Here is a 15,660-nt window from a genome sequence, read left to right as displayed (position 1 = left end):
CCCAGCGAGATGGAAGAGCTCAAGGCGCTGATTGACAAGCTCGGGCCGCAGTAAGAACCAGCGGGTTCAAGGCCTGCTCAGGGCCTGGTTCTCCAGGCCCTCTTTTTTTCCCAGTCCAAACCAACACCCTGGGCCCGGCCGTGCACAGGCCCGGGGGCAGTCCTGGCACGCCCATTTCCAAACCATCAACACAACAACGGAGACAGACAAGATGTTCAAGAAAATCATTCTGGCCACAGCCGCCGCCGTCACCCTTGCCGCGCTCGCAGGTTGCGCCACCGGCGCTGTATCCACCGGCTCCTCGGCATCGGCCGAGCAAGCTGTGGCAGCCGCCGCAGAAAAGCTGCGCGTGGCCATGATCGACCCCACGCCTGCGGCGCTGACGGCCTTGGTGGCCGACGACCTGAGTTACGGCCATTCGGGCGGCCGCGTGGACACCAAGGACAGCTTCATCGGCGACCTGATCGCCGGCAAGTCCGACTTCGTGACCATTGCCATCACCGACCAGACCATCAAGGTCGTGGGCAACACCGCCATCGTGCGCCACTCCCTCACGGCCGACACCAACGACTCGGGCAAGCCCGGCAAGGTGCAGATCAAGATCCTGGGCGTCTGGCAACAGCAAGGCGGCCAGTGGAAGCTGCTGGCCCGCCAGGCCGTGCGCGTCGCGGCATGATGTAGACACATCGGGGCGGCTGTGTGCCGCCGTGTGCCGCCCCTTGCATTTTTTGGCACTGTTGCCCCACGAAACCATGACCACGACTCCCCCTCGCATCCTGCAAATCGGCCGCCTGCCCCTTCTTGCACTGGAGGCCGAGCTGGCTGCCCATTACAGCGTCGCCTGCCTGGCCGACCAGACCGATCCGGCGGCTTTTCTGGCGGCGCGCGGTACGGAGTTCACGGGGGTGGTGACCACCGCAGCCATCGGCCTCAAGAGCGAAGTCATTGCGGCACTGCCCAACCTTCGGGTCATCAGCAGTTTTGGCGTGGGTTTTGATGCGCTGGACATCGATGCAGCCAAGGCCCGTGGTGTGCAGGTGGGCTACACGCCCGGCGTGCTCAACGACTGTGTGGCCGACATGGCGTTTGCGCTGATGCTGGATGTGTCACGCCACGTGGCCGCCAGCGACCGTTTTGTACGCCGTGGCGAATGGCCGAAGACCCGGTTCGCGCTGGGTACCCGAGTGTCCGGCAAGCGGCTGGGCATCGTGGGCATGGGCCGCATCGGCCAGGCCGTGGCCGAGCGCGCGAGCGGCTTTCGCATGGATGTGGGGTACCACAACCGCCGTCCGGCGCTGGATTGCGCACTGCCCTACTTCGAGTCGGTGACCGCGCTGGCGCAGTGGGCCGACTACCTCGTGCTCACCGTGGCCGGCGGCGCTGCGACGCGCCACCTCGTCAACCGCGATGTGCTGGAGGCCTTGGGCCCCCACGGCTATCTCATCAATGTGGCGCGGGGCAGTGTGGTGGATGAGGCGGTATTGATCGACGCGCTGGCCGAGCGTCGCATTGCCGGGGCCGGCCTGGACGTGTTTGACAACGAACCCACCGTGCCCGCCGCGCTGATGGCGCTGGACAACGTGGTGCTGACACCGCACACCGCCAGCGCCACGCATGAAACACGGCGCGCCATGGCCGACCTAGTGCTGGAAAATCTGGAATCCTTCTTTGCAACCGGCGCCGTGCGGACGCCGGTGCCGGGCACGCCGGGCGCCTGAGCCGGCCACTGCGCCCTGCGTAACGCTGCTGCCCTCACAGAGAGGGTGTGGAGCGGCTCAGCGTGTCACTTCACGCGGTCGCGCGAAATGTCCATGATCATGCGCGTGGCCAGGTACAGGCGCGGCACGATGGTGTTGATCTGCACGTATTCCGCATCGTTGGAGTGCGCGCCGTAGCCCGACAGGCCCATGCCTTCCACCACTGCGCCCTTGGTCTTGAGCGCGGCAAACGCTGCATCGGTGCCGCCGCCCGTGGCTTTCTCCACCACGTTGAGCGACATGCCCAGCTCCTGGTAGATGACCTTGCCGTAGCCCGCCACGCGGCGGGATGCGTCGCTGGCCTCCAGCGGCGGGCGGCGCACTTCAAACTTCACATCCACCTTGGAGGCAGGCAGCAACTTGCTCTTGACCTTCTCTTGCAGGCTCTTCTCCAGCCCGTCAAAGTCCGCCACACGCAGCGCACGCGCATCCGCCTGGGCCGTGGCCTCGGCCGGAATCACATTGCGGTTGGTGCCGGCCTTCGACACCGTCCAGTTCAGCTTGAGCCCTTCGTCGGTCTTGGACAAATCCTTCATCTGCAGCAGCTGGTGCGACAGCTCGTACAGCGCGTTCACGCCGTCTTCGGGCTTGGCCCCGGCGTGCGACGCCTTGCCCTGCACCGTGAGGTAGGCCGCCCCAATGCCGCTGGTGGCCAGACGCAGAGTGCCGTCGGTGCCGCCACCTTCAAACGACAACACCACGTCCTGCTCAGCCGCCACACGGGTGATGGTGCTGCGCCAGCCAGGCGAGCTGATTTCCTCGTCGCCATTGATCAGCACGGTGAGCGTGCCGTAGTCCTTGAAGTTGAGCTTTTGCAGCAGGGCCACGGTGTGGATGATGAGCGCGATGCCCTGCTTGTCGTCCGAGATGCCCAGGCCATAGGCCTTGTCGCCATCGATGCGAAACGGCTGGCCTTTGAGCATGCCCTTCAGGTACACGGTGTCCATGTGCGCGATGAGCATGATCCTCTTGCTGCCCGTGCCTTTGAACACGGCCTGCACCGCGGGGCCCACCTTCTCCGGGGTGTCGTCCAGGCGGTAGATATCGCTGGTCTGCAGCACATCCACCGTGCCGCCCAGTTGCTTGAGCTGGCTGGCAATGCGCTCGGCAATCTGGTTCAGACCCTCGATGTCCTTGCTGCCCGACTCGATGTGCACCAGGTCACGCAGGGTGTCGAGCAGCGGCTGCTGCTCCTTCTGGGCCAGCGTATGGACATCGGCCACGGGCGCAGCCTGGGCCACGGCGGCGACAAACGCCAGTGCTAACGACGCCATCAAGGGGCGGACAAAAGAAGGGACTGATTGCGGGCGGTGCAGCGAGTGGTGCATGGTGCAAAGGCTCGGTGAAGGGATGAGGAAGGCCATTATGGAGTCTTGCAACGCCGATTTCAAACACCAAGCCTTCTTGCAATTTTTCAGTCAGCGCCTGCAGTGTCAGCCTCAGCCCACTGGCGCAAACACCTCGGGGCCCAGCCGTGACTTGCGGCCCCTGGGTTCAAACAGCCACATGCCATACAGCGGCAGCGATTCCGCCAGCCGCAGGGGCACCACCAGCGCAGACGCACCGCCCAACAACGCAGGGTGCGGCACAACAGCCAGCAGGTCGGACTGCGCCACCAGGTGCAGCAGACTGGCAAAGTCGGGGCAGCGCACGGACATCTTGGGGGCGGGCATGCGGCGCACGCGGTGCGCTTCCGTCAACACATCCACCGGCCCGCTGACGCTTGGCCCCACACAGGCCCATGCAGCGCCCTGCAGTTGCACCAGCGACTGGGCCCGGGCCAGAGGGTGGCCTTTGCGCGCATAGACCTGGGGATGCAGCTCGTACAGGGGCCGCTCCACCACTTCGGGGTGCGCAAACTTGCGCGGCTTGGGGGCGATGACCGCATCAAAGCGCCGCTGCAGCAGGCCTTCCAGCAGGCTGCCTTCATCGGCCGTCGCCATCTCCAGGGAGCGCCGGGCGTTGGGCAGGCACCAGCTGGCATACAGCAGCGGGCCGCAGACCAGCGCTGCTGAAGACGTGAGCCCCACTCGCAGCCGATGCCGGTCTGACGCAGCCACCGAAGCGCGGGGCAGCGCCTCCACCCCCTGCGCCAGCGGCAGTGCCTGCGCGGCCACGGCACGGGCGAGGTCGGTGGCCACATAGCGGCGCCCGTCCCGCACCAGCAAGGGCTGTGCAAAGTGGGCTTGCAGTGCTTTCATGCCATGGCTGATCGCGGGCTGCGACACGCCGCAGGCATTTGCCGCCAAGGCAAACGAGCCTTTTTCGACGATCGCATGGAGGTATTGCAGATAGCGCAGATACATAAACACCTTTTATGTATAAGCCTCCATTGTCTCTTGTCGCACGGCGCGGACTTGGCGAAGCTACGCACTCCACTCCACGACCTTTGCAATGCTGCGTATGAGCCCTACTCCCATCGACACCGTCCGCACCTACCTCGCCCACCTGCATGCCAGCCATACGGAGGGGCTGATCGCCTGCTTTGAAGACGATGGCGTGGTGCACTCGCCCTTTCTGGGCACCATGCGTGCGAGCGACTTTTTCAAAAAGCTCGCCCAGGCCTCCAGCGGCAGCGTGATCACGGTGCTGGATCTGTTTGCCTCCGCGCAGCCCGGCCAGGATGGATCGGTGCGCGTGGCGGCCTACTTCCGCTACGACTGGACCTTGAACGATGGCCGCGAGGTGACCTTCACCTGCGTGGATGTGTTCACGTTCGACGCGGGCAGCACCCGCATCCGCGACATGAACATCGTCTACGACACGCACCCGCTGCGCGAAGAGGTGGGCGACAAGTACGCGCCGGACTAGGCTACAAAAGTTCTACGCCCTTGAGCGTCACAAAGCTCGTCTCCCGCGTCACCTGCACAAAGTCCTGCAGGTACGGCTTGGCCGACAGGCTGGGCAGGCAGGCGGCGTGCAGCTCGCCGCGCAGACCTTTGTCACCAGGCCCTGCCGCGATGGGCCGCGCCGTCACATACCCCCGGTCCAGGTAGCTCTGCACTGCCCACAGCGGCAGCGCCGCCACGCCGCGCCCGCTGGCCACCAGCTGCAGCATGGCCACCGTCAGCTCGGTGGTGCGGCGCGGGGGGCGCACGCCGGCGGGCTCCAGCACCTGGCGGATCAGGTCGAGCATTTCGTCCGGCACGGGGTAGGTGATGATGGTCTGGTCGGCAAAGTCCTGTGCCACCAGGTGTGGTTTGGCCACCAGCGGGTGCGTGTTGGCCAGCAGCGCGCGGATCTCAAAGCCAAACAGCGCGTGGTAATCCACGCCCGCCTCGTCACCATCCACCTCCGACACGATGGCCACATCGGCCCTGCCCTGGTGCAGCAGGCCCACAGGGTCGGCGTGAAAGCCGCTCACGATGTCCAGCTCCACCTCAGGCCAGCGGGTGCGAAACGCATCCATGGCGGGCATCAGCCAGTCAAAACAGGTGTGGCATTCCACCGCAATGCGCATCTGCCCGCCCTGCCCCAGCACCAGGCGGGCAATGTCGCGCTCGGCTCCCTCCACCTGCGGCAGCACGGCGTCAGCCAGCGCCAGCAGGCGTTCACCCACGGCGGTGAACTGCGGCGGAACGGACTTGCGCTCAAACAGCGGCTGGCCGTAGCGGTCTTCCAGCAGCTTGATCTGGTGCGACAGCGCCGACTGCGTGAGGTTGAGCAACTGCGCGGCCCGCACCAGGCTGCCGCTGTCGCGCAGGGCGACCAGCGTGCGCAGGTGGCGCACTTCCAGGATCGACTGGTTCATTATTAATTTTCAAGTTGATCGACTAAAACTTTCGTTTGAATAATAAACGAGCCCACGCGACCATCGGTGCCTTCATTGCATTGCTCCATTCAGAAGAAGGAAATCACCATGTCGCTCGCAGCTCCAACCACCCGCCGCCCCGTGCTCACGCACACCCTGGGCTTTCCGCGCATGGGGGCGCAGCGCGCGCTGAAATTCGCGCTCGAATCCTTCTGGCGCGGCGACAGCACCGAGGCCGAGCTGCAGACCACCGCCGCCCAACTGCGCCAGCAACACTGGCAGGCACAGGCCGATGCGGGCCTGGGCTATGTGACGGTGGGCGACTTTGCGCTGTACGACCATGTGGCCAACCACATCCAGTTGCTGGGCTGCGAGCCTGCGCGCTTTGGCTTTGACGCCAGTACGCCTGAGGTGGCACGCTACTTTGCAATGGCGCGAGGCGTGTCAGCCCACGCCTCAGACGACCACCAAGGCTGCAGCGCCGGTTGCCAGGCAAAGCACCCCACCGCAGGCCAACCCGCGCTGGAGATGACCAAGTGGTTTGACACCAACTACCACTACCTCGTGCCCGAATTCAGCGCCCACACCCAATTCCACCTGAGCAGCGAGCGCCTGTTTGCCGAAGTGGCCGAGGCCCAGGCGCTGGGCCACCGCGTCAAGGCCGTGCTGCTGGGGCCGCTGAGCTTTTTGTGGCTGGGCAAATCCAAAACGGCGGGCTTTGACCGCTTCAGCCTGCTGGAGTCACTGCTGCCGGTGTACGAAACCGTGCTGGCGCGCCTGAAGGCGCAGGGTGTGGAATGGGTGCAGATCGACGAGCCCATCCTGGGCCTGGACCTGCCCGATGCGTGGCGCCATGCCTTTGAGCACAGCTACTGGCAACTGGCCCGCAGCGCGCCCAAGCTGCTGCTGGCCACCTACTTCTCGCCATTGGCCGAAAACCTGCGCCTGGCCTGCCAGCTGCCCGTGGCCGGGCTGCATGTGGATGCCGTGCGCGCACCCGACGAGCTGGTGGGCGTGGCCGACTGGCTGCCATCGCACAAAGTGCTGTCGGTGGGCGTTGTGGATGGCCGCAACATCTGGCGCACCGACCTGGATGCGGCGCTGCAAAAGCTGCGCCCCGTGGCCGACAAACACCAGGGCCAGCTGTGGCTGGCGCCGTCGTGCTCGCTGCTGCATGTGCCGTTCAGCCTAGAGGCCGAAACGCAGCTGGATGCCGAAGTGAAATCCTGGCTGGCGTTTGCGGTGGAAAAACTGGACGAACTGCGCGTGCTTGCCACCGCCTTGTCACAAGGCGAAGCGGCGGCAGACGACGAACTGCACGCCGCCCGCACCGCCCTGGCCGCCCGCCGCGCCAGCCCGCGTGTACACCGCGCCACCGTCGCCGCCCGCATTGCGGCTGCGGCGCCGGGGGCCGACCAGCGCGCCAGCGCCTTCCCCGCCCGGCAAAAGGCCCAGCGTGCGCGGCTCAAGCTGCCGCTGCTGCCCATCACCACGATTGGCTCGTTCCCGCAGACGGCAGAGATCCGCGCCGCACGCGCCGCCTTCAAGCGCGGTGCGCTCGATGCAGCCCACTACCAACAAAAGATGGAAGCCGAAATTGCCCTGGCCGTGCGCAAGCAGGAAGCGCTGGGCATTGACGTGCTGGTGCACGGCGAGGCCGAGCGCAATGACATGGTCGAATACTTTGGCGAGCAGCTTGACGGCTTTGCCTTCACCGCCAACGGCTGGGTGCAAAGCTATGGCTCGCGCTGCGTGAAGCCGCCGATCATCTACGGCGATGTGGCCCGCCCCACGCCCATGACCGTGGCCTGGACGCAATACGCGCAGAGCCTGACAGCCAAACCCATGAAGGGCATGCTCACCGGACCCATCACCATCCTGCAATGGAGCTTTGTGCGCGACGACCAGCCCCGCGCCACCACAGCCGACCAGATCGCCTGGGCGATCCGCGACGAGGTGTGCGACCTGGAAGCTGCAGGCATCGCCATCATCCAGATCGACGAGCCCGCCATCCGTGAAGGGCTGCCGCTGCGCCGCGCGGGGTGGAAGAGCTACCTGGAGCGCGCCACGCGCGCCTTCCGCATCAGCGCCAGCGGCGTGCGCAACGATACGCAGATCCACACGCACATGTGCTACAGCGAGTTCAACGACATCCTGCCCGCCATCGCGGCCATGGATGCGGATGTGATCACGATTGAGACGAGCCGCTCGGACATGGAGCTGCTACAGGGCTTCGGTGATTTCCGCTACCCCAACGAGATCGGCCCCGGCGTGTACGACATCCACTCGCCCCGCGTGCCTGGCGTGCAGGAGATGGCCGCGCTGCTGGAAAAAGCCGCCGAGGTCGTGCCCGTGGAGCACCTGTGGGTGAACCCCGACTGCGGTCTCAAAACCCGGGGCTGGCCCGAGACCGAGGCGGCGCTGCGCCACATGGTGCAGGCCGCGCAGGCCGTGCGTGAGCGGCTGCACGAAGAAGCATTCAACTGAAGCGCCCGCCGCAGGGTATGGCGGCCCCCATTTGCCAGTCCATCCTGATTGGCGCAAAATGCGCCAATCAGAAGATTGCCATGTCCGCCACCCCCTTTTCGTCCGTCAAACTCCCCGCCCACTTGGTGGAGCAAGCCCGCCAGGCCGCGCAGCCCATGCGCCGCTCGGTGGCCAGCCAGATTGAATACTGGGCCACCCTGGGCCAGATCGTGGAGCACACCGGGCTGAGCGTGCAAGAGGCACGCAGCGCCATTGAACAGCATGAAGCTGCGGCATCCCGCACTGCTACAGCGGCAGCCCCCCCCTCGGTCGATGCCCTCACTGCCCGCCTGCTGGCCGCACAAACGCGCGGTACCCTGGCGCAGCGGGTGCGTGAGGTGGTGCTGGAGAACCAGGCCAAAGCCGCTGCCGCTGTTTGACCCACGTGGTGGCAACCCCGCAAACGCCCTCCCGGCTATCGAGCACTCGCAAGTCGCCCCGCTGGTTCCACCTGCTGGCGGGCCCCAACGGCGCGGGCAAATCCACCCTGTACCGCGCCCTGGTGCGCGAAGGCATCCTGGGACCGCCGCTGGAATTTGTGAACGCCGATCTTCACGAACAGGCGAATCTGCAGCACATTACCGATCTAGAAGCCCGGTCCGAGGCCGCTCGCCACTGGGCCGATGAGCGACGCGCCACGCTGCTGCGCGAGGGCGCCGACTTTGCCAGCGAAACCGTTTTCTCGCACCCCTCCAAACTCGCACTCATTGAAGAAGCCCAACGCTGTGGCTACACCGTGGCTCTGTATGTGGTGGCGCTGGATGACCCAAGCCGGCTGTTGGGCCGCGTGGCGCAGCGTGTGCGCGAAGGCGGGCACGCTGTGCCACCCGAACGCATCCTGGCCCGCTACCCACGCACTCTGGAAAACCTGACACAGGCCGTGCGCCGGGCCAACGTGTCGTATCTGTATGACGCCACCGAGGTCACGGGCACCGGACCTCAGCTGGTGGCGGTGTGCACGCCGCAAGAAACGACGGCGCTGGTGCCCCACTTGCCGCGCTGGGCGCAGCAGCTGGTGGGTCGGTGAACCGGGCAGCGCACCCACCACATCCGTGCTGCAACGCCATCACCGCAATGTGGGCTCGCTCCGCAGACCTTTCTTCTCGGCCAACTTGACCAGCACCTGCAGCGCGTGGTTCAGCGGTGTTGGCACGCCCAGTGCCGCGCCACGCTTGACCACATACCCGTTCAGGTGGTCGATCTCGGTGGGTTTGCCCCGCGCCAGGTCCTGCGCGGTGGACGAATACTGGCTGGGCATGGTGCTGGCAATGCCACGCACCGCCGCCTGCACATCGCCCGGAATCGTCACACCGTCAGCAGCCGCCACGGCCAGGCATTCAGCCACGATGTCGGCAATCACCTGCGTCACGCCGGGCACCTGCACCAGCGGGCCGTAGGGCTGCTGCGACAGTGCCGACAGCGCGTTGTAGGCGCTGTTGAGCACCAGCTTGGCCCAGAGCGCGCCGCGCACGTTGTCTGACACCTGGATAGGGATGCCCGCTGCCGTGAGCTGGCGGGCCACCTCGTCGCTGCGTGGCGAAGGTGCAATCACCAGCTCGCCCCGGCCATGGTGCACCACATGCCCAGGGCCACCCATGGCGGTGGCCACGTACACCACAGCGGCGGCCACGGGGGTGCTGGCGTCCAGCACCGCGCGCACGCGCTCGTCGTTGTCCACGCCGTTCTGCAAGGTCAGCACCAGCGCGCCGGGGGCGAGGTGGGGGCGAATCTGCCGCGCAGCGTCTTCCGAGTCGGACGACTTCACGCAGAACAGCACCACGTCCGCGCCGTGCACCGCGCTGGGCTCGGTGCTGGCCGCCAGGGGCACCTGCACGTCCATCGCTGCGGTCTGCAGCCGCAGGCCGTGGTCACGCACCGCCAGCACATGGGCGGGCCGCCCGATGAGCGTGACGGCATGGCCCGCGCGGGCAAGCAGGGCACCAAAGTAGCAGCCCACGGCACCCGCGCCCATCACGGCAAAACGCAAGGGCGGGGAAATGTCCGAGGCGGTGGGCAGGGAGACAGAGGAATCAGCGGCAGCGGTCATGGCGGTGTCCCGGTGGGCAAGGTACGGAAGGGTCGAACAGCGAGGCGTCCCACTATATCGATGACGGCCTGAGCTCCAAATATCAAGGCTTTTTGGATTGATGCGCTAGTCGAACATGCCTCGAAAGCTATCAAATACGTAGCAAACTGACTGTGCGTGAGATTGATCGCAGGGGCGCGCTTCGGTCGCATGCGCGAATTCCGGCACCGCAAACCGCCATCCGTTACACCCCGTCCGTGGGCCCCGCCCCAGCCCAAAGGCCCCTTTTCGGTGTCAGGAATTTAATCAATGCAAAGACAATAATTGTCTAGTCAATTAAATTCCTCACCCATGTCAGCTCCCCCCAAACCCAGCCAAGCCCCCGCGTTCTACAACGCCGAGCACTACGACCCCAGCAAGCTGGTGCCCGAAAACAGCGTCGGCTACCTGATGCGCAAGGTGATGTCGTCCATCCGCACGCAAGCCGATGCCCAGCTGTCGTTGCACGACCTGACCTACGCCCAGTGGCTGCCGCTGTTCAAGTTGTCGCTGTGCGAGACCGCCACGGTGGCCACCCTGGCTCGGGACCTGGAGACCGACCCCGCCTCCATGACCCGGTCGCTCGACCGCATGGAAGCCAAGGGCCTGGTGGTGCGGGAGCGCTCCATCGTGGACCGCCGCGTCGTGCAGCTCAAGCTCACGGCCGAAGGCCAACGCATTGCAGCCCTGGTGCCGCCCGTGCTGGCCGACGTGCTCAACGGCCACCTCAGCGACTTCAGCCATGACGAGTGGCAGCTTCTGCTGTCCATGCTGCGCCGCATGCTGGCCAACGGCGAAGCGCTGCGCCAGCAGACCCCCTCACCCACCGAACCCGCAGCCGGTTGATCCCGCCCTGTTGCCCTGCCCCTGGAGATTTCCGTGACCGCCACTGCCCCAACTCCCCTGTCCACCCGCTCCGCCCTCGCCGCCCACCTGGCGGTGTCGGCCGTTGCCCTGGCCGCCGCACTGCTGCTGGTGGGCTGCGCCAACCCAGGCCCCGCCCACACGCCACTCGCGCAAACCACCCCGGCCGCCGCTGGTCTGACCGCCGCCACCACCGACGTTGTGGCCACCAGCCAGTGGTGGAAAGCCCTGGGTGACGAGCAGCTCAACACCCTGATCGACACCGCCCTGCAAGGCAACCCCAGCCTGGCCGTGAGCCGCGCCCGCCTGGAGCAAGCCGTGGCCCTGAGCCAGGTGCGCGAGGCCGCCAACGGCCCGCAAGCCACGCTGGGCGTGGACGCTACCCGCCAACGCTACACCGCCAACGGGCTGGTGCCCGCCCCCATCGCCGGCAACACCTTCAACAGCGGCACCGTGCAAGCCAGCCTGAGCTGGTCGCCCGACTTTTTTGGCCAGCACGCCGCCGAGCTGCAGGCCGCCCTGGGCCAGGCCCGCGCCGCCCAGGCCGATGCTGCAGCCGCCGCCAACACCCTGGCCGCCCAGGTAGGCCGCAGCTATGTGGCCCTGGCCCGGCTGGTGGCCCAGCGCGACGTGGCCCAACGCGCGCTGGAACAGCGCGAAGAACAACGCAAGCTCACGCAAGAACGCACCGCCGCTGGCCTGGACAGCCAAGTCGAACTGACCCAGGCCCAGGCCGCCGTGCCCGATGCCCGCACACAAATCGAAGCGCTGGACGAGCAGATCACCCTGGGCCGACGCCAGCTGGCCGTGCTGACTGGCCAGGCGCCCGATGCCCTGCCCCAGCTCACGCCCCGACTCACCGCGCTGCAGCCCACCGCCGTGCCCGAGGTGCTGGGCGCCGACCTGCTGGGCCGCCGTCCCGATGTGGTGGCCGCCCGTTGGCGTGTGGAGGCGGCAACGCAAGGCGTGAACAGCGCGCGCAGCGAGTTCTATCCCAACATCAACATCGGCGCATTCATCGGCCTGAACTCGCTGGGGCTGGACCGGCTGTTCAACGGCAGCTCCCGCCAGATGGGCGTGACACCCGCACTGCGCCTGCCGATCTTTGACGGGGGCCGCCTGCGCGCCCAGCTGGGCGGCCGCGCGGCCGAGCTGGATGCCGCCATCGCCCAGTACAACGGCGCCGTGCTCGATGCGGTGAAGGAAGCCGGCGACGCCGTGGCCTCCATCCAGTCGCTCACCCGCCAGCAGGCCTTGCAGGACGAAGCCGTGGCCAGCGCTGAAAAGGCCTACCGCTTTGCGCAGGAGCGCTACCGCGCGGGCCTGGGCAACTACCTGGTGGTGCTCTCCACCGAAAGCCAGGTGCTGGCCCAGCGCCGCCTGGCCGTGGACCTGCGCGCGCGCCAGCTCGACACTCGCCTGGTGCTAATGAAGGCCCTGGGGGGCGGCTGGACGGACGACACGGCCGTGCTGCACACCGCAGCCGCGCACTGACCAGCCCAGAACGCCACACCGCCCTCTTCAAAAACACATAACAACACATTCCTGAAAGACCATTGCCATGACCGCCAACAGCGAACCCCTCACCGCCAACGAGTCCAACACTGCCCGCCGCCGGGGCCTCACCCTGATCGCTGCCGCCGTCGCGCTGGTGGCCATTGGCTGGGGCGGCTGGCACTGGGCCAACGGCCGCCACGTGGAGACCACCGACAACGCCTACGTGGCGGGCAACGTGGTGCAGATCACGCCGCAAATCGGTGGCACCGTGGTGTCCATCGGCGCGGACGACACCGACTTTGTGAAGGCCGGCCAGTTGCTGGTCAAGCTGGACCCCGCTGACGCCCGCGTGGCGCTGGATCAGGCCGAGGCCCAGCTGGCGCAGACGGTGCGCGAAGTGCGCACCCTGTACGCCAACAACTCCACGCTGAAGGCGCAGGTCAGCCTGCGCAGCGCTGACCTGGCCCGCGCCCAGGCCGATGCCGCCCGTGCGCAAGACGATGTGAACCGCCGCACCCCGCTTATGGCCAGCGGCGCCGTGGGCAAGGAAGAGTTTCAACACGCCACCGCGCAGCTGGCCGCCGCCAAGAGCACCGTGGCCGCTGCCCAGTCGGCTGTGCTGGCCGCACAAGAACAACTGGCCGCCAGCCAGACGCAGACCGAAGGCACCTCCATCGAACAACACCCCAACGTGCAGCGCGCTTCGGCCCGCGTGCGCGAGGCCTACCTGGCCGTGCAGCGCGCCCAACTGGTCGCCCCACTGGACGGCCACGTGGCCAAGCGCGGCGTGCAGGTGGGCCAGCGCGTGCAGGCGGGCGCCCCGCTGATGACGCTGGTGCCCCTGAACGACCTGTGGGTGGACGCGAACTTCAAGGAAAGCCAGCTCAAGACCTTGCGCATCGGCCAGCCCGCCGAACTGGAAGCCGACGTGTACGGCACCAAGGTGGTCTACCACGGCACCGTGACGGGCCTGGGCGCCGGCACCGGCGCGGCCTTTGCCCTGCTGCCCGCACAGAACGCCACCGGCAATTGGATCAAGGTGGTGCAACGCGTGCCGGTGCGCATTGCGCTCGACCCCAAGGAAGTCGCCGAGCACCCGCTGCGCGTGGGCCTGTCGATGGAAGTGAAGGTGGACACCGCCGACCAGAGCGGCAAGACCTTGGCCGACACCCAACGCACCACGCCCGTGGCCGCCACCGCCGTGTTTGACGAGCAGTTCAAGGCCGCCGACGACGAAGTGGCGCACATCATTGCCGCCAACCTGGGCCGCAGTGGCAAGTCCGCCGTGGCGGTGGCATCGCCCAAGGTGGGTAGCCAGCAGGCTGTGCAGGCCGTGCAAGCCCAGAAGCACGCATCAGCCCCCGTGCAACCTGCAGTGCAAGCCCCCGTGGTGCAGTGAGCGGGGTTGACCGAGCATGACTGCCGCCAACCCCACTGCTGACGCCGCAGGCCAGGCCCCCGCTCCGGCGGCGCCTGCTGCGGTGTCGCCCCCTGCGGCGCCACCCGGCCCGCCCGCTGCCTATCCGCCACTGCAGGGCACCGCCCTGCTGCTGGGCACGCTGTCGCTGTCGCTGGCCACGTTCATGAACGTGCTGGACTCGTCCATCGCCAACGTCTCCATCCCCGCCATTGCCGGTGACCTGGGCGTGAGCCCCGGCCAGGGCACCTGGGTCATCACCAGCTTTGGGGTGGCCAACGCGATCTCGGTGCCGCTCACCGGCTGGCTCACGCAGCGCTTTGGCGCGGTGCGCCTGTTCACCATGAGCGTGCTGCTGTTCGTGCTCACGTCCTGGCTGTGCGGCTTTGCGTCCTCGCTGGAGATGCTGGTCTTCTTCCGCGTGCTGCAGGGCCTGGTGGCCGGGCCGATGATTCCACTCAGCCAGACGCTGCTGCTGGCCAGCTACCCGCGTGCCTTGGCGGGCACGGCGCTGGCGCTGTGGGGCGTGACCACTCTGGTCGCGCCGGTGGTGGGGCCGCTCTTGGGCGGGTGGATCACCGACAACATCTCGTGGCCGTGGATCTTCTACATCAACGTGCCCGTGGGCCTGTTGGCCGGGGTGCTGACCTGGGGCATCTACCGCAAGCGCGAAACCCCCATCCGCAAGCTGCCGATTGACACCGTGGGCCTGAGCCTGCTGGTGCTGTGGGTGGGCGCGCTGCAGCTCATGCTCGACAAGGGCAAGGAGCTGGACTGGTTTGCCTCGGGCGAGATCATCACCCTGTGTGTGGTGGCTGTGGTGGCGTTTGCCGTGTTCCTGGTGTGGGAGCTGACGGAAAAGCACCCGGTGGTGGACCTGAAACTCTTCAAGGGCCGCAACTTCACCTTTGGTGCGCTGGCGCTGTCGGTGGCCTATGCCCTCTTCTTCGGCAACGTGGTGCTGCTGCCGCTGTGGCTGCAGCAGTGGATGGGCTACACCGCGACGTCGGCCGGCATGGCGCTGGCGCCGGTGGGCATCTTCGCCATCCTGCTCACGCCGCTGGTGGGCAAAAAGGTCGGCCATTGGGACCCGCGCCGCATGGCCACTGGCGCGTTCATCGTGTTCAGCACGGTGCTGTGGATGCGCTCGCAGTTCACGGTGCAGACGGACTTCATCCACATCCTGATCCCCACCCTGCTACAGGGCGCGGCCATGGCGTTCTTCTTCATCCCGCTGACCACGCTGACGCTGGCTGGCGTGTCGCCAGACCGCATCCCGGCGGCAGCAGGCTTGTCGAACTTTGTGCGCATCACCGCCGGGGCCATGGGCACATCGATTGCCACCACGCTGTGGGAGAGCCGCGCCGCCATGCACCACGCCCACCTCACCGAGGGGCTGGTGCAAGGCCAGGGCGTGTTTGCGCAGACGCTGGATGGCTTGATGGCCTCAGGCCTCACGCAGATGCAGGCACTGGCGCAGATCAACCGGCTGATCGACCAGCAGGCCTTCACCCGCGCGGCCAACGATATCTTCCTGGGCTCGGCAGGTCTGTTCCTGCTCCTCATCGGGCTGATCTGGCTGACCAAACGCCCGGCACGCACCGGCGGCGCGGGCGCGGCAGACGCTGCAGGCGCCCACTGAGCCCGTCCGCCGCGTGGCAGGGCCTCGCGGCGGACACTTCAGGCCAAAACGGCCGCAAGCGCTAGTGGATCATGCGCTGGTAGCTATCATTTTTGACATGGCGGCGCAGTGAGCCAGCGGGGCCCCGCCCCGCTGCAGTCC

Annotated in this window: 14 protein-coding genes; 10 read left to right on the top strand and 4 right to left on the bottom strand. The window is 66.9% G+C overall.

Features of this window, described 5'->3' with window-relative positions:
• Nucleotides 1-211: 211 nt before the first annotated feature.
• Nucleotides 212-676 (top strand): nuclear transport factor 2 family protein, encoded by a 465-nt coding sequence (locus tag ACODSM_RS17475; protein WP_488806350.1) that lies wholly within the window; start codon nucleotides 212-214, stop codon nucleotides 674-676.
• Between the two features lie 76 nt (nucleotides 677-752).
• Nucleotides 753-1,718 (top strand): 2-hydroxyacid dehydrogenase, encoded by a 966-nt coding sequence (locus tag ACODSM_RS17470; protein WP_488806349.1) that lies wholly within the window; start codon nucleotides 753-755, stop codon nucleotides 1,716-1,718.
• Between the two features lie 65 nt (nucleotides 1,719-1,783).
• Here the strand turns inward: ACODSM_RS17470 and ACODSM_RS17465 are convergent, their stop codons facing one another.
• Nucleotides 1,784-3,085 (bottom strand): M20/M25/M40 family metallo-hydrolase, encoded by a 1,302-nt coding sequence (locus ACODSM_RS17465; RefSeq protein ID WP_488806348.1) that lies wholly within the window; start codon nucleotides 3,083-3,085, stop codon nucleotides 1,784-1,786.
• 111 nt (nucleotides 3,086-3,196) lie between these two features.
• Nucleotides 3,197-4,063, bottom strand: a complete 867-nt coding sequence (locus ACODSM_RS17460) for a LysR family transcriptional regulator (protein ID WP_488806347.1) — start codon at nucleotides 4,061-4,063, stop codon at nucleotides 3,197-3,199.
• A 97-nt stretch (nucleotides 4,064-4,160) separates the two neighbouring features.
• On the opposite strand from ACODSM_RS17460, the gene ACODSM_RS17455 reads away from it, so the two are divergent.
• Nucleotides 4,161-4,568, top strand: coding sequence for a nuclear transport factor 2 family protein (locus tag ACODSM_RS17455; protein WP_488806346.1), 408 nt, complete (start codon nucleotides 4,161-4,163; stop codon nucleotides 4,566-4,568).
• Nucleotide 4,569: 1 nt separating this feature from the next.
• Here the strand turns inward: ACODSM_RS17455 and ACODSM_RS17450 are convergent, their stop codons facing one another.
• On the bottom strand, nucleotides 4,570-5,508 hold the full coding sequence (locus ACODSM_RS17450) for a LysR family transcriptional regulator (protein ID WP_488806345.1): 939 nt from the start codon (nucleotides 5,506-5,508) through the stop codon (nucleotides 4,570-4,572).
• 108 nt (nucleotides 5,509-5,616) lie between these two features.
• Here ACODSM_RS17450 and metE point away from each other — a divergent pair, with 108 nt between their 5' ends.
• The 3 genes from metE to ACODSM_RS17435 all read left to right on the top strand — a co-directional run bounded on the left by metE (nucleotide 5,617) and on the right by ACODSM_RS17435 (nucleotide 9,061).
• Entirely contained in the window at nucleotides 5,617-7,995 is a 2,379-nt protein-coding gene (metE, locus tag ACODSM_RS17445; protein ID WP_488806344.1) for a 5-methyltetrahydropteroyltriglutamate--homocysteine S-methyltransferase, read from the top strand.
• An 80-nt stretch (nucleotides 7,996-8,075) separates the two neighbouring features.
• Nucleotides 8,076-8,414, top strand: a complete 339-nt coding sequence (locus ACODSM_RS17440) for a TA system antitoxin ParD family protein (RefSeq protein WP_488806343.1) — start codon at nucleotides 8,076-8,078, stop codon at nucleotides 8,412-8,414.
• Nucleotides 8,415-8,422: 8 nt separating this feature from the next.
• Nucleotides 8,423-9,061 (top strand): ATPase, encoded by a 639-nt coding sequence (locus ACODSM_RS17435; protein WP_488806342.1) that lies wholly within the window; start codon nucleotides 8,423-8,425, stop codon nucleotides 9,059-9,061.
• Nucleotides 9,062-9,100: 39 nt separating this feature from the next.
• On the opposite strand, the gene ACODSM_RS17430 is transcribed toward ACODSM_RS17435, so the two are convergent.
• Nucleotides 9,101-10,081 carry a ketopantoate reductase family protein gene (locus ACODSM_RS17430; protein ID WP_488806341.1) on the bottom strand — a complete coding sequence of 327 codons (981 nt, stop codon included), beginning with the start codon at nucleotides 10,079-10,081 and terminating at the stop codon, nucleotides 9,101-9,103.
• Nucleotides 10,082-10,411: 330 nt separating this feature from the next.
• On the opposite strand from ACODSM_RS17430, the gene ACODSM_RS17425 reads away from it, so the two are divergent.
• The 4 genes from ACODSM_RS17425 to ACODSM_RS17410 all read left to right on the top strand — a co-directional run bounded on the left by ACODSM_RS17425 (nucleotide 10,412) and on the right by ACODSM_RS17410 (nucleotide 15,519).
• Nucleotides 10,412-10,945 carry a MarR family winged helix-turn-helix transcriptional regulator gene (locus tag ACODSM_RS17425; RefSeq protein WP_422849516.1) on the top strand — a complete coding sequence of 178 codons (534 nt, stop codon included), beginning with the start codon at nucleotides 10,412-10,414 and terminating at the stop codon, nucleotides 10,943-10,945.
• Nucleotides 10,946-10,978: 33 nt separating this feature from the next.
• A complete protein-coding gene (locus ACODSM_RS17420; protein WP_488806340.1) occupies nucleotides 10,979-12,457 on the top strand; it encodes an efflux transporter outer membrane subunit in 1,479 nt (492 codons plus the stop codon).
• A 67-nt stretch (nucleotides 12,458-12,524) separates the two neighbouring features.
• Entirely contained in the window at nucleotides 12,525-13,859 is a 1,335-nt protein-coding gene (locus ACODSM_RS17415; RefSeq protein ID WP_488806339.1) for an EmrA/EmrK family multidrug efflux transporter periplasmic adaptor subunit, read from the top strand.
• 16 nt (nucleotides 13,860-13,875) lie between these two features.
• Complete coding sequence (locus tag ACODSM_RS17410) at nucleotides 13,876-15,519, top strand: DHA2 family efflux MFS transporter permease subunit (RefSeq protein ID WP_488806338.1); 1,644 nt, start codon at nucleotides 13,876-13,878, stop codon at nucleotides 15,517-15,519.
• The last annotated feature ends 141 nt before the right edge of the window (nucleotides 15,520-15,660 follow it).

The sequence above is a fragment of the Acidovorax sp. FG42 genome (assembly GCF_057809195.1).
This window is presented reverse-complemented; position numbering and strand designations above follow the sequence as displayed.